The organism is Brevundimonas sp., from assembly GCF_016742135.1.
Taxonomy (GTDB): domain Bacteria; phylum Pseudomonadota; class Alphaproteobacteria; order Caulobacterales; family Caulobacteraceae; genus Brevundimonas.
Genome location: NZ_JACVCG010000005.1, coordinates 136239 through 160525 on the forward strand (window position 1 = coordinate 136239; position 24287 = coordinate 160525).

Here is a 24287-nt window from a genome sequence, read left to right on the forward strand (position 1 = left end):
TCACCGTGCCCTTACGCAGCGTTACGCGCTTGAGCATGCTACATTCACCCGCGTCCGACAAATGACTTTTCGGCGACGCGGCTCTGTCCCTCTAACGGACAGGACAGGTCCCGCGTTCCCTCTCGCCGACGCCGGGCCCTATTGGCAGGCCAGACACTCGTCGTAATCGGTGCGCGCCACCGAGAACAGATCGGGCTGGTTCGGATCGACATCCTGCTCGGCCTTGTCCTCGGAACCGGCGAACGCCGCCCGCTGCACCGACTTGGAGCGCAGGTAGTAGAGCGACTTCAGGCCCCGCTCCCACGCCGACCAGTGCAGCATGTGCAGATCCCATTTCTCGACGTCGCCCGGGATGAACAGGTTGATCGACTGGGCCTGGCAGATCTCGGGCGTGCGGTCGGCGGCCAGTTCGACCACCCAGCGCTGGTCCAGTTCAAAGGCGGTCTTGAAGATGGCCTTTTCGTCGTCGGTCAGCTCGTCCAGATGCTGGACCGAGCCCTCGTTCTCGAGGATCGAGTTCCACACGGCGTCGGTGTTCAGGCCCCTGGCCTCCAGAACCTGCTCCAGATAAGGGTTCTTGACCGCGAACGAGCCCGACAGGGTCTTGTGCGTATAGATGTTGGCCGGGATCGGCTCGATGCCCGCCGAGGTGCCGCCGCAGATGATCGAGATCGACGCCGTGGGGGCGATGGCCAGCTTGTGACTGAAGCGCTCCATGATGCCGCGCTCCTCGGCGTCGGGACAGGCGCCCTTCTCCTCGGCCAGCAGGCGGCTGGCCTTGTCGGCCTCGCGACGCAGGTGCTTGAACAGACGCATGTTCCACGACTTGGCCATGGCGCTTTCAAAAGCGACGCCCTGGGCCTGCAGGAAGGAGTGGAAGCCCATCAGGCCGAGGCCCACCGACCGCTCGCGCTTGGCCGAATAGACGGCCGCCGACATTTCCGCAGGCGCGCGGCGGATGAAGTCCTCCAGCACATTGTCGAGGAAGCGCATGACGTCCTCGATGAAGCGCGGCTCGTCCTTCCATTCGAGGAAGGTCTCGGCATTGACCGACGACAGGCAGCAGACCGCCGTCCGGTCCACTCCCAGATGGTCGCGGCCCGTGTGCAGCATGATTTCCGAGCACAGGTTCGACTGTTTGACCGACAGGCCAAGCTCGCGCTGGTGGCGCGGCATCTGGCGGTTCACCGTGTCGGAGAAGATCAGATAGGGCTCGCCCGTCTGCAGGCGGATTTCCAGGATCTTCTGCCACAGGGCCCGCGCGTCGACGGTCTTCATGACCGCCTGGTCCTTGGGCGAGATCAGGTCGAAGGTCTTGCCGTCGCGCACCGCCTCCATGAAAGCGTCGGTGATGTTGATGCCGTGGTGCAGGTTCAGGGACTTGCGGTTGAAGTCACCCGAGGGTTTGCGGATCTCGAGGAACTCCTCGATCTCGGGGTGGTGCACATCCAGATAGACGGCGGCCGAACCGCGGCGCAGCGAGCCCTGGCTGATCGCCAGCGTCAGACTGTCCATCACGCGGATGAAGGGGATGATGCCCGAGGTCTGGCCCGCGCCCTTGACCTTCTCGCCGATCGAGCGGACGCCGCCCCAGTAGGTGCCGATGCCGCCGCCGTTCGAGGCCAGGGCGACATTCTCGTTCCAGACCGACTGGATGCCGTCCAGGCTGTCGCCGACGGCGTTCAGGAAGCAGGAGATCGGCAGGCCGCGATTGGCCCCGCCGTTCGACAGGACGGGGGTGGCCGGCATGAACCACAGGCGGCTCATATAGTCATAGATGCGCTGGGCGTGGTCGGCATCGTCCGCGAAGGCATTGGCCACCCGCGCGAACATGTCCTGATAGCTTTCCCCCGCCAGCAGATAGCGGTCTTCCAGCGTCTTCTTGCCGAATTCGGTGAGCAGGTCGTCCCGCGACCGATCCAGCACGATGGAGGGCACCACCTTCAGATGCGGTCGTTCACCGGCCGCGCCCACGGCCGTCCCCGACGTCTCCGCCATCTTCATTTCCGCCGATTTCAGTGCTTCCACGCCAGCCATAGTGCTCGATGATCCCCGAATGCCAATGCAACAGCGCCTCCTGAACGACCACACGATCTAGTGGCCGAAGCAGGTCCCGACGCCACATATGGGGCACAGATCGCTAACGACCCGTCAACGGGCTTGACGATCACAATGTTGGCGAATCGGGGGGGCAAGCCGCTCACGGCTGTGGAAAGGCCTGTGACAGCGGGGTGACGCCCGGCTCCATCTCACGAAATCGTGATCGGGGCTTCCGCCGTCCGGAACAGGGGGCAACCTTGGCCGTTTGGCCGCGATGACCTTCGCCGAAATCCGCCGTCGCCTGACCCTCATCCTGCCGCCGCTCGCCGTGCGCGTGCTGAGGCTGGCCCGGACCGAAGCCGCCGCGCTGGGGGCCTTTCTGGTGATGGGGATGAGCGGGCTTCTGTTTCTCGAGCTGGCCGAGGAAATGGCCGAACAGGGCGACCGGGGTCTCGACCATCAGGTGCTGGAGGCCCTGCGCGAGCCCGGCGATGTGGGCAACCCCATCGGGCCCTGGTGGGTCGAGGAGGCGGCGGCCGACCTGACCTCGCTTGGCGGCATTTCCGTCCTGTCCCTCTTCACCCTGCTGGCCGTCAGCTACCTGCTGCTGCAACGCCACCGGGGCGCGGCGCTGCGGCTGGTGCTGGGCCTGATCGGGGCCGTCGGCCTCAGCGAAGGGCTGAAGTCCGTGTTCGAGCGCGAGCGTCCGCCGGTCGCCTATCAGGCGGTTGAGACGCTGAACGCCAGCTTTCCCTCGGGCCATGCCCTTCTGGCCACGGTCTTCTATCTCAGTCTGGGGACGCTGGTGGCGCAGGGGCTGACCCGGCGGCGCGACAAGGCCTGGGTGCTGGGAGCGGCGGTCCTGCTGGCCCTGACCGTCGGCCTCACCCGGGTCTATCTGGGTGCCCACTGGCTGTCGGATGTGCTGGCCGGCTGGTGCGTGGGCGCGGCCTGGGCCATGAGTCTGTGGCTGGCCGCCTGGGCGCTGGAGCGGTACGGCCGGCACCGCGAGGCCCGGCTTGCGCCGCGCGCCCCTCCGGCGTAAAGCGGCCTCCTCGTCATCGGGGAGTAGTCGCCCACGCAAAAGTGGGGCGCGCGTCAACACACTTTCCCTCGCCCGGAGGGAATGGCGCGCGCGGGGCTCCGGCAGACCTCAGGGTCACGGAGCTGTTTGACAAGACCGCTGGCATCGCGGGGCGCATCCATGCGGGGGCGTTCGCGATGACCGCCGGTTCGCCCGTCGCCCCCGCCCGAGTGACCTGTTGTGATTCCTCTCGTGGACGGTCCCTTCTGGGAGGCCCTCGCCGTCTCGACCGGTCTGGTGGCCCTGGCCGAGATCGGCGACAAGACCATGCTGCTGGCCGTGCTGCTGGCCGCGTCCTGGCGGCGGCCGATCCCCATTCTCGCCGGCATACTGGTGGCCACCGTGGCCAATCACGCGGTGGCGGCCATCGCCGGCTCGGTCCTGGCCAGCTTCGCCGAGGGGCCCTGGGTCAAATGGGGGATCGGCCTGACCTTTCTGGCCTTTGGCGCCTGGACCCTGATCCCCGATCGGCTGGGGGAGCGTCCGGCCCCGAAGGAGACCACCTGGCGGGGGATTTTTCTTACGACCACCGCGGCCTTCTTCCTGCTCGAGATGGGCGACAAGACCCAGATCGCCACGGCGGCGCTGGCCGTGCGGTTCGAGGCCCTGATCCCGGTCGTGATCGGCTCGACCCTGGGTATGATGCTGGCCAACGGCCCCGCCGTCTTCCTGGGCGAAAAGGCCGCTGTCCGCCTGCCCATGACCTGGATCCGGCTGGCGGCTGCGCTGGGGTTTGCCCTGACCGGCCTGGCGGTCCTGATCTTCGACTAGAAAAGGCCCCGTCGGACGGCATCCGGCGGGGCAGATCGTCACGACCGGAGATCTAGTCCGGCCGCGGGGGATAGATTCCCTCAAGGGCGATGCACCAGTTGGTGGCCAGGATCGGGCTCTGGATCGTGACCGGCTGATTGCCGCCTGTGATTTGCACAATATGAACGTTCATCGGGACCGTGCCATTGCCGCTCGAATAGATCGGCGACGCGGTCGGGAAGGTGCCCAGCATGGTGCCATTGGGCTGGTTGGTCACCGGCCCGGTCTCGTCCCCCTGAAGGTCATGGGTGTGGGTCGGCAGATTGGACAACAGCAGGGTCGTCGTCGTCGTGCCCGTCATGACGCTGATCGGCAACTGCGCATTATAGCCGACCGGCATGCGGGTTCGCAGGTCGGGCAGGCCGAAGGTCTGACTGCCGTCCCCGCCGTATCTTGTGCCGAGCAGGCTGTAGACCGCAGGGTACTGGGCGATCGACAGCAGGCTTCCATCCGCCCGGTGCCAGCCCTCAGGGCACCAGTTCATGCCGAACTGCTGCAGTTGTCCGGTAAAGGGGTCCTGGGCCGTCGCCGGGGTCGCCAGGGTCGCGCCCATGGCCAGACCGGCCAGCAGCCCGGTGATTTTCAGTGTCCGTTTCATGATCGGTTCCCCTTACGGCCGCGGCGGATAGATGCCCACGGTGGCCACGCACCAGTTCAGGGCCAGGATCGGGCTCTGGGTCGAAAAGGGCTGATTGCCACCGGTCGGAGTCAGCACGTTCGGATGCATGGCCACCGACGGGGTTTCCGTGGCCGCCGCATAGATGTTGCTGCCCGCCGGGAAGGTGGCGAGGCTTCCGCCCGACGGATTGTTGGTGCTCGGGAGCGAAGTGGCCGCCAGCAGCACGTGGTTGTGGGCGGGCATCTGCGCCACGGTCAGCGTCGCGGTCGCCGACCCCGAGGCCTGGCCAAGGGGCATACTGGCCGCATAGCTGACGGGCGCGCGCCCCTGCAGATTGGGCACGCCGAAATTGGTCGAGGCATTGCCGCCGTAGGTCACGCCATAAAGGGAATACAGCGCCTGGTTCTGGTTGATCGGCAGCAGGGACCCATCGGCCTTGACCCAGCCCCGCGGGCACCAGTCCGTCGCGAACAGGGCCAGCTGGCCCACATAGGGCTCGGACGCCTGGGCCAGCACCGGCGCGCTCATCGCCGAATTGAGGCCCAGGGCCGCGGTGGCCCCCAGGGCAAGAAGTTTCAGTCGTTTCATGATTTTAGCCTCCCTGTTCGGACATGTGTCCACGACGGAGGGCACCCCGGACGACAGCGCCGTCGCGATTCCCCCCACAGGGGAACTATAACAACGGTTTCCAGTAATTCTAGCAAAGATGGTGGCCAGAAAGCGCCTTTCGCCTCGTGAGCGAGGCGTGAAGATCATTGCTCTTCCCCAGACCCAACGCGATTAACCACAAGATTTGGGGGTGTGTTCGATCACAATCACAACATCCGGGCCCGATGCCTCTTGGCAGGCCCCGGGTGTCCGCGCATTGTGAGACTCGACATCCTGCGATGCCCCCTCCACTTCACGAGACACGCATGAACGCCCACAGCCCGATTTCGCCCGCCAGACCCGCCGGGGCCCTGCCCGGCCTTCTGACCCCGTCGGCGGCCTACAAGCCGTTCCGCTATCCTTGGGCCTTCGACATGTGGAAGAAGCAGCAGCAGGTCCACTGGATGCCCGAGGAGGTGCCGCTGGGCGAGGACTGCAAGGACTGGGCGGCCAATCTGAGCAGTGCCGAGCGCAACCTGCTGACCCAGATCTTCCGCTTCTTCACCCAGGCGGACATCGAGGTGCAGGACAATTACATGGAGCGCTACGGTCGGGTCTTCAAGCCGACCGAGGTCAAGATGATGCTGGCCAGCTTCGCCAATATGGAGACCATCCATATCGCGGCCTATGCCCTGCTGCTCGAGACCATCGGCATGCCCGAGAGCGAATTCGGCGCCTTCATGGAATATGAGGCCATGAAGGACAAGCACGACTACATGGGCCAGTTCGGCGTCGAGACGGACGCCGACATCTGCCGCACCCTGGCCATGTTCGGCGGCTTTTCCGAAGGGCTTCAGCTGTTCGCCAGCTTCGCCATGCTGATGAACTTCCCGCGCCAGAACAAGATGAAGGGCATGGGCCAGATCGTCAGCTGGTCGGTGCGCGACGAAAGCCTGCACTGCGAGGGCATCATCAAGCTGTACCACGCCTTCAACAAGGAGACGGGCGCGGTCACCAGGGCGGTCGCCGACGACATCCTGCAGTGCTGCGAAACCGTCGTGACCATGGAGGACAAGTTCATCGACCTGGCCTTCGAAATGGGCCCGGTGAACGGCATGACCCCTGACGACATCAAGGCCTACATCCGCTTCATCGCCGATTGGCGCCTGCGCCAGCTGCAGCTGCCGGAGCTGTACGGCGGGTCGCGCGAGAATCCCCTGCCCTGGCTGCAGTCCCTGTTGTCGGGCGTCGAGCACGCCAACTTCTTCGAGGCCCGGGCCACCGAATACTCCAAGGCCGCGACCCGGGGCTCCTGGCACGGGGCCGACGGCGTCTGGGACAGCTTCGACCTGATGGTCAAGCGGCGCAAGGAAACGGCCGAGGGCTAGCCAGCCCTCGCCGAACCTCCCTGTCCGTGTGACGTCGTCACAATCCCGGTCTAGTCTGCGGAAAACCCGGGAGGACACCATGGCCGAAGCGATCACCTTCTACACCAACCCCATGTCACGCGGGCGCATCGTCCGCTGGATGCTGGAAGAGGTGGGCCGCCCCTATGACACCCGGGTGCTGGACTACGGCACCACCATGAAGGCGCCCGAGTATCTGGCCATCAATCCGATGGGCAAGGTGCCGGCCATCGTCTGCGACGGCGAGGTGGTCACCGAATGCGCCGCCATCTGCACCTTCCTCGCCGACCGCTTCCCCGAGGCGGAGCTGGCCCCGGGCGTAAACGAGGCCGGGCGCGGCACCTACCTGCGCTGGATGTTCTTTGCCGCCGGCCCGCTGGAGGCCGCCGTCACCGCCCGCTCGCTCGGCCTCGAGCCGCCCGCCGACAAGGCCGGTACCGTCGGCTACGGCAGCTATGACGCCATGGTGGATGCGCTCGAGGGTGCGATATCCGGTGAGGGCCCGTGGATCCTCGGCGACCGGTTCAGCGCGGCGGACGTCTATGTCGGCTCGCAGATCAACTGGGGCCTGATGTTCAAGAGCCTCCCCGACCGTCCGGCCTTCGCCGCCTATGCCGAACGCCTGCGCGCCCGCCCCGCCTATGTTCGCGCCACCGAAATCGACGACGCCCTGATACCGAAGGGGGCGTGACGGGGCTGCCGGTCCAGGGTTCATCACAGAGACCACAAGGAAGAAAAGCCACAAAGACCACAGCGAGGGGGTGCGGGGGTCGACGGCGGCACCTTTTCATCTCCTCCCCCTCATGGGGGAGGTGGCGCGCCGCAAGGCGGCGTGACGGAGGGGGCGGGTCAGGGATCGGCCCCGCGGCTCGGGGGGCGGCCCAGCGTGTCGTGATCGGGGGAGAGAGAGTCCGGGAAAACAGACTCCCCTTTCTCCACTTTTGCTTCCGGAATGACGGGCGTGCGGGGGGTCTCGCGCGCGGTCCGCAGGGCGTTCAGGCTGAGGGTGTGGCCGGCGTGGCGGCGGTCGGCGGCTTCGGCGCGGCCTTCGGCCAGGGCCTCGGCCTTCAGCTGGCTGTGGATGCGGGTCCAGCGGACGGCCGCCAGGGCATCGCCGGCATCGAGGGCCATGCAGATCCGTCGCCAGACCTTGTCGAGCGCGGTCGCCAGATCATCGACAGCCCGGCCCGGGTCGAGCGGGGCCCGAGGGGGCGGCTGATCGCGGCGCAACCAGCCCTCGCGCGCGGCGCGCTTCCAGAAGGTGGTGGGCGAAATGTCCAGCTCGCGGCACACCCGCTGCGCCGTCGCCCCGGCCTGAAAGGCCTCGCGCGCGACCGTCCAGAGGTCGTCGGCGGGGGCGTCCGGGAGGGCGGCGGTGGTCATGGCGCCGACGGTGGCACGCGGGTGCGTCAGAAACGGACGGGGGCATTCTTCCCCCCTCGGGGGAAGTGGCCCGCAGGGCCGATGGGGGCTGGGGCGTGCGTCGCGTCTGAGGGCGTTGCTGAGGCTGACGGTCCAGGGTTCTTCACAGAGAACACAGCGAAGAAAAGCCACGAAGGACACAGCGAGGGGGTGCGGGGATTGGCGGCGGCACGCGGGCGGTTGGCCTGATCATCATTCTTCCCCCCTCGGGGGAAGTGGCCCGCAGGGCCGATGAGGGCTCAGGTGCGCGAGGCGCGTATGCTCCGGAGCAGTGGCGGCGCTGCCCCCTCCACCCCTGACGGGGTCCCCCTCCCCCGATGGGGGAGGAACCGCGACCATGGCCCAACCCTGAGGAGGTGGGATTTGCCTTCCGCCGGAATCGGGCCTTAGCTGAGCGGTATGGGGCGGATTCTACTTTCGATATGTGCGGTTCTCGTGGCGGCGGGGCTGGCTGGTGCTTCACCAACGCAGGTTCCGAACCCCAACCCGCTTTATGCCGCGTGCGAAAAGGGTGAGGACAATCGCCAGTCCGATCTATGCGCCCAGTGGTATGCTGCGGACAGCGCTCACGAGGCCGCCATCTGGACGCGACGGGTAGGCTGGTTCACTGGGATAGGCTTATTGATCGGAGCCGTGACGATGGGCGCTGCAATAGCTGCCGCCGTGTTCGCCAAGAATGCCGCCGAACACACCAAGAGCAGTGCAGACACCGCTGAAAGGGCGCTCTCCACCGTGGAGCGGCCCTACTTGGCCATCGAAATCACCAAGTCCGGTGTGGTCTGCAAGGATAGAGGGACTACGTTTGGGAAGGTGCACTACATCTTCAAAAATCTCGGGAGAACCCCCGCGATTCTCATACGTCAGCACTTCACATACCGGCGCTCTGATGGCCTTCCCAACCACATCGACCCTATCGAAACCGTGGGCACTCAGCTTCCCTACGGCATCACGATCGCTAGCGGCGGGAAGTCGGAGAAGTTCAAGACCGGCCACGCTCTTCCGATCACCGCCATGTTTGAGCAGCGGCGGATGGACGAACCTCGCGGCGATACCCTCTTCCTTCTGGGATTTGTCGTCTACAGGGATCTGGCTGGCAATGAGTTTGCCACAGGCTTCTGCTTCGCCCACGACAATGAATCCGAGTTCTATCTCGCTAGCCCAAGGCACTGCGGCGCAGAAGGCGACCGGTATAATTATGACCGAGTAATTGCCCAGCACGACCGCTCCCTACATGTGCTGAAGGGATAGTCGCCAGTCCCCACCCTGTTCCCGTTCCGTTTCCGCGCGGGCGCGGGTAAGGAAGGGCGGTGTCCCTTGTTACCGCCCCTCCTTCGTCGCTGACCCTCGACCTCCCTCCCGCGCTGGCGACTCCGCCCGGGGCGGGGGCGGTGGCGGATGCAAGTGGGGCGCGGGCGATCGGGCGGGGGGCGGCCGAGGGCCTGTTCTGTGGCCCGGCGCCGGTGTTGGTCGCCCATGCGGGGCTGACGGCGCGGCGGTTGGGGCTGGAGGCGCCGGCGCGCGCCCCTCACCTGCTGGATGTGCTGGAGCTGTTTGTGTTTGTGCGGCCGGCGCGGTTCTGTGCGCCGACGCCGACGGGGCTGGCGATTGCGCTGGGGCTGGATGAGCCGGTCGGGGCGGTGGCCCAGGCCGAGGCGCTGCGCGCGGTGGCCGGGCGGTTGCTGGGCGAGCTCATGGCGGCGGACTATCCGAACCTTGAGGCCGCCCTGACGCTGAATGCGACGCTGACCCGCGCGGGCTGGAGCTGGGGCGAGCGGGTCGATGCGGCGCTGAGGACCGGGCTGGAGGCGGCGGGCCGCAGCGTTCGCGATCGGCGTGAGCCGGGCACGGGCCTCGACGTCTGGAACCGGCTGTCGGAGTGGGAGGAGGTTGCGCCGCGTGGCGAGGCCGGATCGCACCCGGTCGACAGCGAGAGCGCCCGCATCCGGCTGGATCACATGCTGAAGGGGCTGGGGCTGGATGAGGCGCGGCCCACCCAGTCCGACTATGCCGCCGAGGCCGCCTTTGCCTTTTCCCCGCGCGACCACAAGGACCAGCCGCGCGCCCTGCTGGCCGAGGCCGGCACGGGTACGGGCAAGACGCTGGGCTATCTGGCACCCGCCGGTCTGTGGGCCGAGCGCAATCACGGCACCGTCTGGGTCTCGACCTATACCCGCGCCCTGCAGCGCCAGATCGCGCGCGAGGGTCTGGCCCTGCCCGATCATGAGGGGCAGACGCGGCGGCGGGTGGTGGTGCGGAAGGGGCGCGAAAACTACCTCTGCCTGCTGAACCTGCAGGAGATGGTGCAGCAGGCCCAGCTGGGCGCGGGCGATGTGGTGGGGCTTGGCCTGACGGCGCGCTGGGCCGGGGCCTGTGCCGACGGCGACATGACGGGCGGCGACTTTCCCGCCTGGCTGCCGGGGCTGTATGCCGGGCCCGCCACGCACCAGCCGACGCCCGCCAATCTGGTCGATCGGCGCGGCGAGTGCATCCACGCCGCCTGCGCCCACTATCGCCGCTGCTTCGTGGAAAAGACGGTCCGGGCCGCCCGCCACGCCGATGTGGTGATCGCCAACCATGCGCTGGTCATGGTGCAGGCCGCGTTCGACGGGGCGCGCGCCGCCCGGCCCGCCGCCACCAGCGACACCGAGACCGCCGCCCTGAAGCGGATCGTGTTCGACGAGGGCCACCACCTGTTCGAGGCGGCTGACAGCGCCTTTTCCTCCAGCCTGTCCGGTCAGGAAGCCGCCGAGCTGCGCCGCTGGATCCGGGGGCCGGAGACGCGGGCGAGGCGCGGGCGCGGGCTGGAGCAGCGGCTGGGCGATCTGATCGGCGACGACGGTCCGGCGAAGAAGGCGCTGGGCGATGTGCTGGCCGCCGCCACCCGCCTGCCGGGCGAAGGGGCGCAGGGGCGCATCCTGCGCGGCGCCGACTCGGGCGCGCCGACCGGGCCGGTCGAGGTGTTTCTGGCGGCCGCGCTGGACCAGCTGCGCGCGCGGGCCGACCCCCGCAGCGGGTCCGAGGATCAGGGCATGGAGTGCGCCGCGCGGCCGGCCACGCCGGACCTGATCACCGCTGCCGCAAAGGCGGCCGAGGCGCTGGCCGCGGTCGAGGCACCGCTTCTGGCCCTGTCGCGCCATCTTGAGGATGTGCTGGACGAGGAGGCCGAGACGCTGGACGGCGGCGCCCGGGCGCGGATCGAGGGGGCGCTGCGCGGGCTGGACCGGCGGGCGCGCATGACCCTGCCGTCGTGGCGGGCCATGCTGAATGATCTGGCGTCGGGGGATGCCGCAGGTGACCCGGAGTTCGTCGACTGGCTGGCGGCCGAGAGCGCCTTTGGCCGGCTGTCGGATGTGTCGCTGCGCCGGCATTGGGTCGACCCGACCCAGCCGCTGGAAGCCACCGTGATCCGCCCGTCGCACGGGGTGCTGGTCACCTCGGCCACCCTGACCGATCCGGAGTTCGGCGAGGACCCCTTCCATCTGGCGCGGCTGCGCTCGGCCACCGGACGGCTGGACATGCCGGCCCGCACGCTCAAGGTCGAAAGCCCGTTCGACTATGCCAGCCAGTCGAAGGTGATCGTCGTCACCGATGTGCCGCGCGACGATCCGCGCCGGACGGCGGCGGCCATGCGGGCCCTGTTCCTCGCCTCGGGCGGCGGGGCGCTGGGGCTGTTTACCGCCATCCGCCGGCTGAAGGCGGTCTATGGCCTGCTGGGGCCCGAGCTGGGCCGGGCGGGCCTGCCCCTCTATGCCCAGCACATTGATCCGCTGGATGTGGGGGCGCTGGTCGATGTGTTCCGCACCGAGCGCGACAGCTGCCTGCTCGGCACCGACGCCATCCGCGACGGGGTGGATGTGCCGGGCCGGTCGCTCAGGCTACTGGTGTTTGACCGCGTGCCCTGGCCCCGGCCGGACCTGCTGCACCGGGCGCGGCGGGAACGGTTCGCCCGGGTGGACGGGTCGGGCGGAGGACGCATCTATGACGATGCGCTCGCACGCGGGCGCATGGCCCAGGCCTTTGGCCGGTTGATCCGGCGGGCCGATGACAGGGGGGTGTTCGTCATGCTGGACGCGGCCTGCCCCACCCGGCTGTTCGGGGGACTGCCCCCCGGTGTCGAGGTCGAACGCATGGAGCTGGCCCAGGCGGTGGACCAGGTCGGCGGCTTCCTCGCCTGAGGGCCTCCTCGCCTGAGTCAGGCCTCGAAGGTGACCTCGATGCTGTCGGCGCTCTTTCTGGCTTCGCCGTGATAGACGGCCTCGACATTGTTGCCGTCGGGATCCATCAGGAAGGCGGCGAAGTAGCCGGGGTGATAGGCGCGTTCGCCCGGACCGCCATTGTCCACCCCGCCCGCGCCGAGGCCAGCCTTGTGCCAGGCCTCGACCATGGCCCGGTCCCTGGCCTGGAAGGCCAGATGGTGACGCCCGGTCAGCTCGCCCGCCGCAGCCTCGCTGTCGGCGGTGGAGACGAACAGTTCATCCACCCAGAAATAGTCCTCGCCCTCCCCGCTGAGCGGAAGCTCCAGAGCATCGAACAGGGCACGGTAGAAGGTGCGGCTGGCCTCAAGGTCCCGCACCACCAGCTGGATGTGATCGATCAGACGGCCGCGGTACAGGCGTTGGGTTTCCATGGCGATCTCCTTCTGCCCTGGAGGAGTCGAACGGACCGGCCGCACGGGCGTTCCCCCCGGGTGACCTGTGCCATCGCTTGACGCGGCGGAGTTTCGGGGCTTCACAAGCCCATCCCACCCCCGGAGCCGCGATGACTTCTCCCCGCCATTCCCGCCGTGGCCTGTTCATTCCGCTGATCATCGTGCTGGCCCTGCTGGTCGCCTGGACCGGCTGGTGGTTCGTGCTGACCCAGAGGATCGAGCGCGAGATTCTGACCCGGGCCGAGGGATTGCGGGAGGCGGGCTGGACGATCGGGCACGGCCGGATCGCGGTCGACGGCTGGCCCTTCCGCGCCCGGCTGGCCCTCCGGGATGTCGAGGTGATCGCGCCGTCGGGCCACGGGGGCCGCGCCCGCGAACTGGTGGCCGAGGCCAATGCCTATGCCCCGCTGCACTGGGTGGTGATCGCGCCGGACGGGCTGACGATGGTGCGCGCCGACAAGGGCCGGGTGTTCGTGCGCGGCGATGCCATCCGCATGAGCGTGCGCGACGTCTCCGAAGCCTGGCCGCAGATGGCGCTGGAGCTGATCAAGCCGACCTTTCGGGCCGAGCGGGGGGCCGAGCCCTTTCCGATCTCGGCGGCCGAGCGCCTGACGCTGGAAGCGCGCCCCGCGACGGCCCGGCCCCGGGACGCCGAAGCGCCCGCGCCGGGTCCGGACGATCTCGACGTCCTGTTCCAGATGGTCGAGGGCACGGGGCGGGAGGCAGGCCCCGTCGACCGGCTGACCGGTGAGGGACGACTGAGCGTGCGCACCGAGGTCACCCTGGAACGCGCCGGGGCCCTGACCGGCATGGACAGCGCCGGGGTCTTCGATACCTGGACCCAGGCGGGCGGACGCTTTGCCAATGTGCGGGTCGAGCTGCAGTCCGGCGACAGCCGCGCCCTGCTGACGGGCGGACCGCTGGTCGCCGATGAGGACGGGCGACTGACGGGCAGCCTGAGCGTGCAGGCCGAGCGCGCCGCGCCCGCGCTCGCCGGACTGTCCGGCACAGAAAACGGGGCGGTGGATCGGGCCCAGACGGCGGCGGCGGCAGGGGCCGCGGCCGTGGCCGAGCGAACCCCCCTGTCCCTGACCCTCGAATTCCGCGACGGGCGCACCTGGCTGGGCCCCTTCACCCTGGCCCCCGCCCCCCGGCTGTTCTGATGGCCGGGAGCGATCTGACGCGGCTGGTGGAGGCCATCGCCGACCTCAGGCCTCCGGCCACCGATGGCGAGGCGATCGCCGATCTGCGCCGGACGCTGACTGCCCTGCCGCAGGCTCAGAAGGCCACCGTTCGCGCGGTGCTGGGTCGGGTGGAAGGCGCTGCGTCTGGCCCCCTGCATGTGCATGGCGGGCTGTCGGCCCTGCTGGCGGCTGACCGGTACGGTCTCGGCTTCGAGCGGCTTGCCAGGGCCGAGGACGGGCTGAAACAGGCGGCGGGCGGTGCCCGCGTGCTGATGGATCTGGCCGGGGTCACGGCCTGGTGGGGGCGGCTGCTGGCGACACCCGACGTCCGGGTGATCGGTGCCCTGCCCGACGATGCCGCCCGCCTGCCCCAGGCCCTGATGATCGGGCGCACGCGCCCTGAGCCGACCGGCGATGACCGGACCTTCTGGGTGACCGACTCGCCGATGCCCGAGCCCCGTCTGGTCGAGGTTCTGGGCCTGAACGGTCTGGCCGCCGCGCCCCTGATCGCAACCGGCGGCTTGAAGCTGATGATGATCGCGGGCTATGTGCAGGCCGACGACGGGCGGCTGGACGGCCTGCCCGGCACCCTGACCGGCGTCATCGGCGCCGCGCCCACCTTCTGACATCCTGACCCCGCGAGGACCCCATGACCGACGCCAAGGCCCCCGCCGCTTCGCCCCCCGCCCCCAAGCCCGGCATTCTGGACATCGCCCCCTATGTCGGCGGCAAGTCGAAGATCGACGGCGTGGCCGAGCCGATGAAGCTGTCGTCGAACGAGAACATGCTGGGGGCCGGCGAGAAGGCGCGCGAGGCCTATGCCAGGGCGGTCAGCGGCATCCACATCTATCCCGATGGGCGGGCAGTCAAACTGCGCACTGCGGTGGCCGACAAAATGGGCCTCGAACCCGAGCGGCTGGTCTTCGGCAACGGTTCGGACGAGGTGTTCGCCCTCCTGAACCAGACCTATCTGACGCCCGGCGACAATATCGTCTCGGGCCAATACGGCTTTCTGGCCTATCGCATTTCGGCGAAAGCCAACCAGGCCGAGGTCAAGCTGGCACCCGAGCCGGACTATAAACTGACGCCCGAGGCCATTCTGGGCCAGGTCGATGACCGCACCCGCATCGTCTATGTCTCCAGCCCGTCGAACCCGACCGGCAGCTACAATACCGCCGAGGAAATCCGCCGGCTGCACGCCGCCCTGTCGCCCGACATCCTTCTGGTGATCGACGAGGCCTATGCCGAATATGTCACCGAGCCGGACTGGCAGACCAGCTTCGACCTGGCCCGCGACAGCGACAACATCGTCGTCACCCGCACCTTCTCCAAGATCCACGGCCTCGGCGGCCTGCGCATCGGCTATGGCTATGCGCCGCTGAAGGTGGCCGAGGCGGTCGACCGCATCCGCCTGCCCTTCAATGTCTCGGTCGCCGGGATCGAGGCGGCGGTCGCGGCGCTCGGCGATGAGGCCCACCAGCAGGCCTCGCGCGAGCTGATCCAGACCTGGCGTCCGCGCCTGACCCAGGCCATCCGCGGTTTCGGCTTTCAGGTCCTGCCCAGCGCCGGCAACTTCGTGCTGGTGCGGTTCAAGGATGCCGATCAGTGCCAGGCCGCCAATGCCTATCTGAACACCAAGGGCATTATCGTGCGACCGGTCGGCGGCTATGGCCTGCCCGAGGCGCTGCGCATCACCATCGGCACCGACGACCAGAACCGCGCCGTCATGGATGCCCTGAGCGAGTTCGCGGCGAGCTAGGGCTTATGGTCCTCAAAATGGTTGTCATCGGCCCGGACATCCCGCCTCTCCCGGAAAGCCTTCGCGGCAATGTATTCGGGGGGCTCTTTCCCGCTGACAGGCTTTGGCCCGAAAACGGTCAATAGACCAGTGCCAATGGCGATGAGGCCACTGATGAAGTGTTCGAAAACGCCAATTGGCAGGCGTATGTCCAGGATGACCCAAAAGAGAGTGTAGATCCCGAAGAGGATACCCACATAGGCGAACACCGTAATGCCCGTCGCCAGGGCATAGAGGCGCTTGCGTTTCCGGTGTTCACGGCGGACGGCCTCCAACCACCCCATGCTAGTTCCTCCGGAACACCCGGCTGGCTCCCCAGCCGGTGAAGGCGGCGAGGATGACGCACAGGACGCCATAGGTCCACGGGCGGCCATGGGCGAATTCATAGATCCCGCGCTCGATGCCGACCTTTTCGACGGTCAGTTCCAGCTCGGCGCTGGAGACCGGCTCGCCGTTCTGGAACAGCCAGACCTCGGCGTGATAGGTGCCGGTAGGCGCGCTTGTCGGCAGCACCACCTCGGCACGGAACAGGCCGTCGTCGACGAAGCGCACCCCCTGCGGGTCGGCGGCATAGAGGCCGTCCGCCTCGCGCAGGCGGATCACGGCCCGGCGCCAGTCCAGATAGTCCTCGCCCAGCCGGCTGACCACCACGTCGCGCACGCCATAGCGGGTGACGGTGCGGCGTTCCTCCGGTGCGGCGATGCGCAGGTGATCCAGCCCCACCCCCAGCCGCCGCAGCTGGCCGAAGTTGGCGATGTCGCTGAGCGGGCGGGTCGAGGCCGTCATGTAAAAGCCGGGCGCGCCCTCGAACAGCACGGGTCGGCTGTTCAGCCAGACGCCCGCCGTCTGGGTCTTGCGCACCAGACGCAGGGGCGCGTCGGGGCCGCGCACCACCACCACCACATCCGCGGGCGTGTCGGTCGGATTGAAGACCGCACCGTAAAGGACGATCGACGCCCCGGTGAAGCCCGAGTCGACCTGGACCTCCGTATCGGTCAGGGCCGCCGAGATGCGCAGGATCCGTCCCGTGGCGACCGACGGGTCACGCGCCCGCTCCGGGGCAGGCGCCTGGGCCACGATGGCGGGCGGCGGCGGGGGCAGGTCCTGCATCATCATTCCGGGACCCCCGGCGCGATGGCGAACAGGTCGCCGGGCCGCACGAACAGCTCCAGCCCCATATAGATGCCGACGCCCAGCACGATCAGGCCCAGCATGGCCCGCAGTTCCTCGCCCCGGAACCGGCCCGACAGGCGGGCGCCGTACTGGGCCCCGATCACCCCGCCGAACAGCAGCAGCGACGACAGGACGATATCGACTGTCTGGTTGCGCCCGGCCTGCAGCACCGTGGTCATGGCCGTGGTGATGATGATCTGGAACAGGCTGGTCCCGACCACCACAGACGCCTTCATCCTCAGGACATAAAGCATGACCGGCAGCAGGATGAAGCCGCCGCCCACCCCCATGATGGCCGACAGGATGCCGACCCCGCCGCCCAGCGCCAGCGGCGGAATGGCCGAGATATAGAGGCCGGATTTCGGAAACCGCATCCGCCAGGGCAGGCCATACAGCCACATCGGACGGCGGCGCTCCTTGCGGGGGGCCGGCTGGCCGCGCCGGCGCCGCAGGATCTGCTCCAGACTCTCCTTGAGCATCAGGGTGCCGATGACGCCGAGGAACACCAGATAGGCGAGGGCCACCACCAGATCGGCCTGCCCCATCAGGCGCAACCAGCGGAACATCTCGACCCCGACCAGCGCCCCCAGGATCCCGCCCCCGGCCATGATGCCGCCCATGCGGAAGTCGACCGCCCCGCGCGAGGAATAGCTGATCACGCCCGAGGTCGAGGAGGCGACGACGTGACTGGCCTGGCTGGCCACCGCGACGGTCGGCGGGATGCCGAGGAACACCAGGATCGGCGCCATCAGGAAGCCGCCGCCGATGCCGAACAGGCCCGAGACAAAGCCGACCACCCCGCCCAGCAGAACCAGGACAGGCCAGTTCACCGAAACCTCGGCGATCGGCAGATAGATATCCAAAGGGCGACCTTCGGCTGGAACAGGACCCGAAACCGGCGTGACCGTCAGGGCTTAGCCCCGCCGACCGGCCGTGGCCAGTGCACGAACGCGACAGGCGAGGATCAGCTGGCGTCCGGCACGGTTCCGGGCAGGAATTGCTGGGCCAGGGCCTCGGCCCGGGCGCGCTCCGCCGGGCTCAGAAGGGCGCCGACGCGGGTGACGGACTGGGTCGCCGGCTCATCGCCCGAACGCGCCGCGACCCGGTACCAGGCATAGGCCTGGACGTTGTCGACCGGCATGCCGCCCTCGCCGCGCTCATGGATGACGGCGGCGTTGAATTGGGCATCGACCAGACCGGCCCGGGCCGCGCGCTCGATCCAGTTGAGGCCTGACGGCCGGTCCGGGGTGCCGTCGGCCCCCTCGAACAGGCGCATGCCATAGGCGAACATGCCGCGCGGATAGCCGCCCTCGGCCGAGCGCCGGGTCCAGCCGAGGCTCTCGGCCATGTCGACGGGGGCCCCGGCCTGGCCGGTTTCATACAGGCCCGCCAGCATCAGTTGCGCGGGGCCATAGCCCAGCTCGGCCGATTGCGTCAGCAGATCCAGCCCGGCGGGCTCGTCCTCCTCGATCGCCGTCAGGGCGCGCTCATAAAGGTCGGTCGCCTGGGCCACCGTTTCGGCTGACAGCGGGGCCGCGCTGGTCGCCAGCGCCACCAGCGGCGTTCCCAATGCGGGGTTGCCCGGGCCGGTCGATGTCCAGGGCATGGCCTGGCCGGTCAGTTCGGTAAAGGCATAGAGGCCGCCCATCAGGGTGACCGCCACCGCCGAGGCGCCCAGCGCCTTCTTCATCGTCGCACCGTCGCGGCTGGCCTGACGGTCCATGCGCTCCTGCAGGCGCGACTTGCCACCGCGCTTCAGGCCAAAGGCCGAGCGGGCCGGTTCCGGTTCCGGGGTCGCCATGGCCGCGCGCGCCGCTTCGACCGCGCCCCGCGTCGAGCTGGACGCGCGCCCGGCCGCCGCCGCCGCCCGCAGGGTGCGCGGATCGACGAAGTCGGTGTCGCCGGAAAACTCGTCCTCTTCCGGCGCCGTGGCGGCCAGGACATCCGAGACATCGGCCCCGCCGAAATCGTGCGGCGCACGGGCGACCGGGGCCGGATTGGCGGCGGCCGGACTGCCGAACGGGGCGGATGCGGCGCGGGGTGCCGCAAAACTCGGCGTCTGGAGGAGTTCCGGCTCGCTGACAGCGTCGGCAACGGGGTCCGCCTCAGGTGTCGCCGCGCGCCCGGTCGGGAAGGGATCGGCGGGGCCGTCCAACGGGTCGCTGGACCAGATCGGATCATCGGCCATGGCCGCCACGCCAAAGGCTCCGGCGCGCCAGTCGGCGGCGGGCGCGACCGGCTCGGGCTCGGCCACCGGTTCGGGTTTTGGCGCATCGGGCTCGGCGCGGCGGGCCATGCTTTCGCGGGCCTCGGCCAGCAGGCGGGCGGTGCGCTCCTCGCTCTGGCGCATGCGCTCGGCCAGCTCGCCCGAGGCCCGGTCATAGCGCTGCTCGATGCGCGAGGAGCTGTCGGTCAGCTTCTGGCCGATCTCGTCCAGCGCCTGGCTGGACCGGCGTTCCGACTCTGCGATCCGCTCACTGAGCCGGTCCGAAATGCGGCCGATCTCCGTGCCCAGCTTTTCCAGCGCCAGCGCATGGCGATCCTCGCTGGCGACCAGCCGGCGCTCCATGCCCTGGGTCCTGATCTCCAGATCGCGCTCCAGCCGGTCCATGCGGGCCGGGCTGTCGATCTCCATCTTCTGGACCCGACCGTTCAGGTTCTGGGCGATGCGCAGCACCTCGCGGCCCATGGCCTCGACCGCCTGGGCCGAGCCGCGCTCGGCCTGGCGCAGCTGATCGCCGAGGGCGGCCACCGCGCGCTCTATCCGCTCCATGCGGTTTTCGGACTGGGCGGCGTCCAGCCGGTGCATCATTTCGGTGCGGCTGGCCTCGACCTGACGGGTCAGGGCCTCGGCCAGCTTCTCCAGTCGGCCGTCGAACCGTTCGGCGGGATCGACACCGCGCCCGCGGGTTTCGGCGCGCGCCTCGGCCAGACCCAGGCGGCGGTCCAGTTCGGAGAAGGCCCGCTCCAGCCCGCGCAGCGCCTCGCCCGTCTGGGCCTGGGCAGCGTCCAGCCGGCGGCCGACGTGCTCCAGAATCTCGACACCGCGATTGGCCTCGGCCGTCTTTTCAACGGCATCCAGCCGCTGGCGCAGCTCATGGGTGCCGATCCGCTGGCGTTCCTCGATGTCATAGAGGCGGCTGGACAGGGCCCCGATGGCGGTCTCGGTCTTGGCAAAGCCCTCAGCGGTGCTCGGCCCGGTCTCCTGTTCGAAGCGGCGCAGGCGGCGGTGACCCTCGCGCAATTCCTCGGCGATGTCGTCGATCCGGCGGACCAGGCCGTTGTCACGCCCGTCCTGGGCATCCAGACGCCGCACCAGACCGGCGACCGCCTGATCGACGCCCTGGATCGCGACCGTGGAGCGGCGCTCGGCCGCCTCCAGCCGCTCGGCCATCATCTCGACGGTGGCCGACAGCCGCTGGACCGGATCGTCCCCGCCCAGACCATAGGCATCGTCCAGACGACGGCTGCGATTGCGGCGCTCATAAGTATCGGCGGCGTGGCTCCGGCGCGGCAGGGGGACAATGCCGTCCTCGTCGTCGCCTTCCATGATCATGGAGTTCAGCCACTCGCCCAGGGTCATCCCTGAACGGCGGGCAAGGTCCTTGGCGACTTCGCGAGCCTTGGGGTCTATCCCCTTAACGCTCCACGGCGCGGCTGCGCTCACTGATTCGCCTCCCGACCTTTAGGCATTGACGCTACTGATCCAGATCAGGGGTGTAAACGTGTGGTTAACCCCAAGATATAGAGACGCCGCTATCTTCCTGTGGACATCCGATGCCACGGGCCCTCCCGCGCGTGAATTTGTGAACAGACAGGGTTAACGCCTCGTAAAGATTAACTCTCTGGTAAAGACCGGGCCCCGATGTCGCTGATCCCGTCCCTTCTCTGGCTGATCGCCGTGGTGGCCTTTGGCCTGTTCGCCGGATGGCGGGGCGCCCGCCCGCCCGACCTGATCCGTGGCCCCCGTCTGGTGCCATGGCGCTTTCTGATGGTGGTATCGGCGGCCATCGCGCTCGCCCTCATCGTCCATCTGGTCTGGCTGGTGACCGGCCGAAGCTGAACGGAACCGCAGGCCTTCCTCTCCTGTTCTCTTCCCATCCCCGGAACAGGAGTAACCGCATGTCCGATACCCGCCTCAGCCCCGCCGATGCCGAAATCGAATTCTGGCGTCACCTGAAAAAGTCCAACACCGGCATGCTGGGACTGGACCGCCCGGGCTATCACAGCCAGCCGATGACCGCGTTCCACGATGACCAGACCGACACCATCTGGTTCTTCTCCCGCGACGACACCGATCTGGTCCGCGACACCGGGACGGGGGCCACGGCCATGTTCACCTATGCGGCGAAGGACCAGCATGTGTTCGCCTGTATCCACGGCACGCTGACACGCCGCCATGACCGCGAGAAGATCGACCGCTGGTGGAACCCGGTCGTCGCCGCATGGTATCCGGAGGGCAAGGACGATCCCCATCTGACGCTGCTGCAGTTCGCGCCGGGCGACGGCCGTATCTGGGTGGCCGACAAGGGCACCTTCGGCTTTGCCTATGAGATCCTGAAGGCCAACATCACAAAGACCACCCCCGACAGCGGTGGCGTCGCCGACGTCGATCTGGGAGGCACCCGCTGATGGACGAAATCCGCGCCCATCTGAAGGCGTTCCGCACGACCGACTGGCTGCTGCTGATCGCCGCCGCCCTGATCGGGTCGGCGATCTTCGATGGACTGATCGGCCTGATCGTCGGCGCCATCCTCGGCTATCTGGGCATCCTCGCCTGGCACAAGGGCACCTTCGGAAAGCGCCGCGGGCCGCCGGACGAACCCCGCGTCTGAGGCTCAGTCGGCCGCGACGAAGGCGGCGATTGACATGACGTCGTCGTTTGTCAGCTCGCGCCAGTTGCACAGGATATTCAGCTGCCGCGCCACGACGGGATTGTCTGTCGCAGCCTCGACCTTTTCGTTAAGCCTTGTCCGCCGTGGATCATGATGCGGACTATAGTCAATGCGCCAGAGCCTGTGCCGTGTCCCCGCCACGCAATCCCACGATGACAGCCAAAGAACGTAGCGACGGGGACGAGAGGCGGGCTGGGGCGGCACGGCGACATAGCTTGTCGAGAACTGCTCGATGGGTTCATTTGGCAAGGCCATAATACTGACCGCGACACGATCACGGCCTTCGTAGCCCGCATCAACCCAACCCGATCTGGGGGGAGAGACGAAGGCAATGACTGCAAGAATGCCGATCCACATGCCTAGGCATCCCCTCCACTTCCGGGGCACGGTTGCGCCTGCGGGTTAACCTTGGTTGGCTCCAGCGTTCCGGCACCTGCCGCTTCCTCGTCGCTGATCTCAGCCCGAGAGACGCCATACTCGGGCAAACCAGTCACAGGGTTGGGCAAGAGACTCACGATGTAAATGCCGAAATTCGAGGGCGCTCCATTATGTTCATTATGCCACCGGGCATGTGCAAAATCGAAGTTAGAAGGGATCGACGAACCCGGAGACAGATGGCTATGGACACTGCCCACCACCATCCCGGCTCCGCAGCCCCCGGGTGGAATATCCATCGTTGGCCGCCCGCCCCCATACACCAGTGGCTGGCCGTTCTCATCCATAACCGGCGGGCCGGAAACTATTGGCCCCAAGACGACATACCACCTCCTGTATCACACAAGAGAGCGCCGAATTCGCGGTTGGCTAAATCGTTCTCACCGAACAATCGAAGCGCTTCATCCAGAAACTGCCTTACCGCTTCCGCCGCGCGGGCATCCGCATTCCACTGCCGACGGCTTTCCTCGGTCGCGCACTGCTGCTCCTCATCCGAAAGCTCCAGGCCGCCGCCGGTTTCATCGTCCCCCAATCCCAGTTGCTGGTTGCCTCCGCCGCCGCGCGACGGCCATTGCAGGCCCGCGAAGGGCGACGCCCCGCGGGCGCGCTGGCCGGTGACAACGATGTCGTCCACAGTTGTTCCCGGACCGGTGTCGGTCATGCGCGCTTCCATGAATGAGAAGAGACCCTGCCCTCCCGGGAACGCAACCTGAAATCACAACGCCTGCGTAGCAGGTAACAATGACGCGAGGACCTCAGCCCGCCAGGCACCAGGCCAGCACGGCCTTCTGCGCGTGGATGCGGTTTTCGGCCTCGTCCCAGACCAGCGAGCGGGGGCCGTCGATCACGGCGTCGGTGACCTCCTCGCCCCGGTGGGCGGGCAGGCAGTGCAGGAAGACGGCATCCGGCGCGGCTTCGTTCATCAGGGCATCATCGACCGTATAGCCTTCGAAGGCTTCCAGCCGGTCCTCATAGTCCTTGTCGCCCATCGACACCCAGGTGTCGGTGACCACCACATCGGCGCCGCGCACGGCTTCCTGCGGGTCAGAGGTCAGGGTCACGGATGGCCCGCCAATGGTCAGGTCGCGCAGGTCGGGATGGTATTCCGGCGGGCAGGCCACATTCAGGTGAAAGCCCAGCTTCTGCGCGGCATGCATGAAGCTGTGGCAGACGTTGTTGCCGTCCCCGACCCAGGCCACGGTCTTGCCGGCGATCGGGCCGCGATGCTCCTCGATGGTCATCAGGTCGGCCAGGATCTGGCAGGGGTGGCTGCGGTCGGTCAGGCCATTGATCACCGGCACGGTCGAAAAACGGGCAAAGCGTTCGACGTCCTCATGGTCATTGGCGCGGATCATCACCGCATCGACCATGCGCGACAGCACCCGCGCCGTATCCTCGACCGGCTCGCCCCGGCCCAGCTGCATGTCCGACGCCGTGGCGATGATCGACGATCCGCCCAGCTGGCGGATGGCGGCATCGAAGCTGAACCGGGTGCGGGTCGAATTCTTCTCGAAGATCATCGCCAGCACATGGTCGCGCGCCGGCGCATCGGCATCGACCCAGCCCTTCGGCCTGCCCTTGCGCGCCGCCTTGCGGGCATGGGCATCATCCAGAATGGCCCGCAGGTCTTCGGCCGGCAGCCGGGAAATGTCGAGAAAATGTCGGGTCATGGGCATTCAGGGGCGGGAGGAAAGGGGGGCGGCGTAGAAGGGGTTCATCACAGAGAGCACGGAGGAGACACGGAGGGCACGGAGGGGGTATCGCTCGACTTCAAAGGACAAGCCTGCGGATGCCGTCCTTAAGTCGCACGGAGTTGAAGTTTACCAGATAGCCGAGACGCACTCCTGAAAATCTCAGGTAAGTCAGAACCTGAGCCGAATGGATCGACGCCAGGGCGTCGATCGCCTTGATTTCAACGACGACCGAACGCTCGACCAGAACATCGATGCGAAATCCGACATCAAGTCGAGCATCACGATAGCTGACGGGTACGCCTACCTGTCGCTCCGTCGCCAGGCCCGCGCTCTGCAATTCCTCTGCCAGGCAATGCTCGTAAACTGACTCCAGAAGGCCCGGCCCAAGAGAGTCATGAACAGAGAAGGCTGCCTTCAAAACGGCGGTGCCGACGTCGTTCACAGCGGCGGGGATCGGCTCGCGATCTCTGTGCTCTCCGTGCATCCCCCGT

General features: G+C 67.8%; 25 protein-coding genes and 1 riboswitch. Of the genes, 12 read left to right on the forward strand and 13 right to left on the reverse strand.

The window, feature by feature from the left end:
- Nucleotides 1–138 precede the first annotated feature (138 nt).
- Complete coding sequence (locus IBJ06_RS11680) at nucleotides 139–2037, reverse strand: ribonucleoside-diphosphate reductase subunit alpha (RefSeq protein WP_292160510.1); 1899 nt, start codon at nucleotides 2035–2037, stop codon at nucleotides 139–141.
- A 277-nt stretch (nucleotides 2038–2314) separates the two neighbouring features.
- Between IBJ06_RS11680 and IBJ06_RS11685 the strand changes: the two genes are divergently transcribed.
- The gene (locus IBJ06_RS11685) at nucleotides 2315–3085 is read left to right on the forward strand and encodes a phosphatase PAP2 family protein (RefSeq protein ID WP_292160512.1); all 771 of its coding nucleotides are present in this window, start codon (nucleotides 2315–2317) and stop codon (nucleotides 3083–3085) included.
- A 6-nt stretch (nucleotides 3086–3091) separates the two neighbouring features.
- Nucleotides 3092–3209, forward strand: a riboswitch (yybP-ykoY riboswitch).
- A 107-nt stretch (nucleotides 3210–3316) separates the two neighbouring features.
- Complete coding sequence (locus IBJ06_RS11690; protein ID WP_292160514.1) at nucleotides 3317–3895, forward strand: TMEM165/GDT1 family protein; 579 nt, start codon at nucleotides 3317–3319, stop codon at nucleotides 3893–3895.
- 52 nt (nucleotides 3896–3947) lie between these two features.
- On the opposite strand, the gene IBJ06_RS11695 is transcribed toward IBJ06_RS11690, so the two are convergent.
- Entirely contained in the window at nucleotides 3948–4532 is a 585-nt protein-coding gene (locus IBJ06_RS11695; RefSeq protein ID WP_292160515.1) for a tail fiber protein, read from the reverse strand.
- A 12-nt stretch (nucleotides 4533–4544) separates the two neighbouring features.
- Nucleotides 4545–5141 carry a tail fiber protein gene (locus IBJ06_RS11700; protein ID WP_292160516.1) on the reverse strand — a complete coding sequence of 199 codons (597 nt, stop codon included), beginning with the start codon at nucleotides 5139–5141 and terminating at the stop codon, nucleotides 4545–4547.
- A 326-nt stretch (nucleotides 5142–5467) separates the two neighbouring features.
- On the opposite strand from IBJ06_RS11700, the gene IBJ06_RS11705 reads away from it, so the two are divergent.
- Both IBJ06_RS11705 and IBJ06_RS11710 read left to right on the forward strand, forming a co-directional pair.
- Complete coding sequence (locus tag IBJ06_RS11705) at nucleotides 5468–6529, forward strand: ribonucleotide-diphosphate reductase subunit beta (RefSeq protein WP_292160517.1); 1062 nt, start codon at nucleotides 5468–5470, stop codon at nucleotides 6527–6529.
- A gap of 79 nt (nucleotides 6530–6608) precedes the next feature.
- On the forward strand, nucleotides 6609–7238 hold the full coding sequence (locus tag IBJ06_RS11710) for a glutathione S-transferase family protein (RefSeq protein ID WP_292160519.1): 630 nt from the start codon (nucleotides 6609–6611) through the stop codon (nucleotides 7236–7238).
- A 158-nt stretch (nucleotides 7239–7396) separates the two neighbouring features.
- Here the strand turns inward: IBJ06_RS11710 and IBJ06_RS11715 are convergent, their stop codons facing one another.
- Nucleotides 7397–7930 (reverse strand): transposase, encoded by a 534-nt coding sequence (locus IBJ06_RS11715; RefSeq protein WP_292160521.1) that lies wholly within the window; start codon nucleotides 7928–7930, stop codon nucleotides 7397–7399.
- 660 nt (nucleotides 7931–8590) lie between these two features.
- On the opposite strand from IBJ06_RS11715, the gene IBJ06_RS11720 reads away from it, so the two are divergent.
- Together IBJ06_RS11720 and IBJ06_RS11725 are read left to right on the forward strand one after the other, a co-directional pair.
- The gene (locus tag IBJ06_RS11720) at nucleotides 8591–9217 is read left to right on the forward strand and encodes a hypothetical protein (RefSeq protein ID WP_292160523.1); all 627 of its coding nucleotides are present in this window, start codon (nucleotides 8591–8593) and stop codon (nucleotides 9215–9217) included.
- A 59-nt stretch (nucleotides 9218–9276) separates the two neighbouring features.
- The gene (locus IBJ06_RS11725) at nucleotides 9277–12144 is read left to right on the forward strand and encodes an ATP-dependent DNA helicase (protein WP_292160525.1); all 2868 of its coding nucleotides are present in this window, start codon (nucleotides 9277–9279) and stop codon (nucleotides 12142–12144) included.
- A 17-nt stretch (nucleotides 12145–12161) separates the two neighbouring features.
- On the opposite strand, the gene IBJ06_RS11730 is transcribed toward IBJ06_RS11725, so the two are convergent.
- Nucleotides 12162–12596 carry a VOC family protein gene (locus IBJ06_RS11730; protein WP_292160528.1) on the reverse strand — a complete coding sequence of 145 codons (435 nt, stop codon included), beginning with the start codon at nucleotides 12594–12596 and terminating at the stop codon, nucleotides 12162–12164.
- Between the two features lie 131 nt (nucleotides 12597–12727).
- Here IBJ06_RS11730 and IBJ06_RS11735 point away from each other — a divergent pair, with 131 nt between their 5' ends.
- The 3 genes from IBJ06_RS11735 to hisC are packed head-to-tail and all read left to right on the forward strand — an operon-like array spanning nucleotide 12728 to nucleotide 15560.
- Nucleotides 12728–13780, forward strand: coding sequence for a DUF2125 domain-containing protein (locus tag IBJ06_RS11735; RefSeq protein WP_292160529.1), 1053 nt, complete (start codon nucleotides 12728–12730; stop codon nucleotides 13778–13780).
- Nucleotides 13780–14427 (forward strand): hypothetical protein, encoded by a 648-nt coding sequence (locus tag IBJ06_RS11740; RefSeq protein WP_292160531.1) that lies wholly within the window; start codon nucleotides 13780–13782, stop codon nucleotides 14425–14427. Before IBJ06_RS11735 ends, IBJ06_RS11740 begins: the two co-directional genes overlap by 1 nt.
- Before the next feature lie 23 nt (nucleotides 14428–14450).
- On the forward strand, nucleotides 14451–15560 hold the full coding sequence (hisC, locus tag IBJ06_RS11745) for a histidinol-phosphate transaminase (RefSeq protein WP_292160533.1): 1110 nt from the start codon (nucleotides 14451–14453) through the stop codon (nucleotides 15558–15560).
- On the opposite strand, the gene IBJ06_RS11750 is transcribed toward hisC, so the two are convergent.
- The 4 genes from IBJ06_RS11750 to IBJ06_RS11765 all read right to left on the reverse strand — a co-directional run bounded on the left by IBJ06_RS11750 (nucleotide 15557) and on the right by IBJ06_RS11765 (nucleotide 20439).
- Nucleotides 15557–15883, reverse strand: a complete 327-nt coding sequence (locus IBJ06_RS11750; RefSeq protein WP_292160535.1) for a hypothetical protein — start codon at nucleotides 15881–15883, stop codon at nucleotides 15557–15559. The two genes, hisC and IBJ06_RS11750, sit on opposite strands and share 4 nt — an antisense overlap.
- Nucleotide 15884: 1 nt before the next feature.
- Nucleotides 15885–16709: a TIGR02186 family protein gene (locus IBJ06_RS11755; protein ID WP_292160537.1), complete on the reverse strand. Its 825-nt coding sequence runs from the start codon at nucleotides 16707–16709 to the stop codon at nucleotides 15885–15887.
- Nucleotides 16710–16711: 2 nt separating this feature from the next.
- Entirely contained in the window at nucleotides 16712–17635 is a 924-nt protein-coding gene (locus IBJ06_RS11760) for a sulfite exporter TauE/SafE family protein (RefSeq protein ID WP_292160539.1), read from the reverse strand.
- 101 nt (nucleotides 17636–17736) lie between these two features.
- Nucleotides 17737–20439, reverse strand: a complete 2703-nt coding sequence (locus IBJ06_RS11765) for a hypothetical protein (RefSeq protein ID WP_292160541.1) — start codon at nucleotides 20437–20439, stop codon at nucleotides 17737–17739.
- Between the two features lie 198 nt (nucleotides 20440–20637).
- On the opposite strand from IBJ06_RS11765, the gene IBJ06_RS11770 reads away from it, so the two are divergent.
- Genes IBJ06_RS11770 through IBJ06_RS11780 form a run of 3 tightly spaced genes read left to right on the forward strand, consistent with a single transcriptional unit; the run spans nucleotide 20638 to nucleotide 21607 of the window.
- Entirely contained in the window at nucleotides 20638–20835 is a 198-nt protein-coding gene (locus IBJ06_RS11770; protein ID WP_292160543.1) for a hypothetical protein, read from the forward strand.
- Nucleotides 20836–20894: 59 nt separating this feature from the next.
- Nucleotides 20895–21404 carry a pyridoxamine 5'-phosphate oxidase family protein gene (locus IBJ06_RS11775; RefSeq protein ID WP_292160546.1) on the forward strand — a complete coding sequence of 170 codons (510 nt, stop codon included), beginning with the start codon at nucleotides 20895–20897 and terminating at the stop codon, nucleotides 21402–21404.
- Complete coding sequence (locus IBJ06_RS11780; RefSeq protein ID WP_292160548.1) at nucleotides 21404–21607, forward strand: hypothetical protein; 204 nt, start codon at nucleotides 21404–21406, stop codon at nucleotides 21605–21607. Before IBJ06_RS11775 ends, IBJ06_RS11780 begins: the two co-directional genes overlap by 1 nt.
- Nucleotides 21608–21610: 3 nt before the next feature.
- Here IBJ06_RS11780 and IBJ06_RS11785 read toward each other — a convergent pair whose 3' ends face one another.
- From IBJ06_RS11785 to IBJ06_RS11800, 4 genes are all read right to left on the reverse strand, one after another.
- Nucleotides 21611–22024, reverse strand: a complete 414-nt coding sequence (locus IBJ06_RS11785) for a hypothetical protein (RefSeq protein ID WP_292160550.1) — start codon at nucleotides 22022–22024, stop codon at nucleotides 21611–21613.
- 382 nt (nucleotides 22025–22406) lie between these two features.
- Nucleotides 22407–22763, reverse strand: coding sequence for a hypothetical protein (locus IBJ06_RS11790; RefSeq protein WP_292160552.1), 357 nt, complete (start codon nucleotides 22761–22763; stop codon nucleotides 22407–22409).
- Nucleotides 22764–22857: 94 nt separating this feature from the next.
- Nucleotides 22858–23778, reverse strand: a complete 921-nt coding sequence (gene argF / locus IBJ06_RS11795; protein WP_292160554.1) for an ornithine carbamoyltransferase — start codon at nucleotides 23776–23778, stop codon at nucleotides 22858–22860.
- Between the two features lie 94 nt (nucleotides 23779–23872).
- Nucleotides 23873–24280 (reverse strand): GxxExxY protein, encoded by a 408-nt coding sequence (locus tag IBJ06_RS11800; RefSeq protein ID WP_292160556.1) that lies wholly within the window; start codon nucleotides 24278–24280, stop codon nucleotides 23873–23875.
- Between the last annotated feature and the right edge of the window lie 7 nt (nucleotides 24281–24287).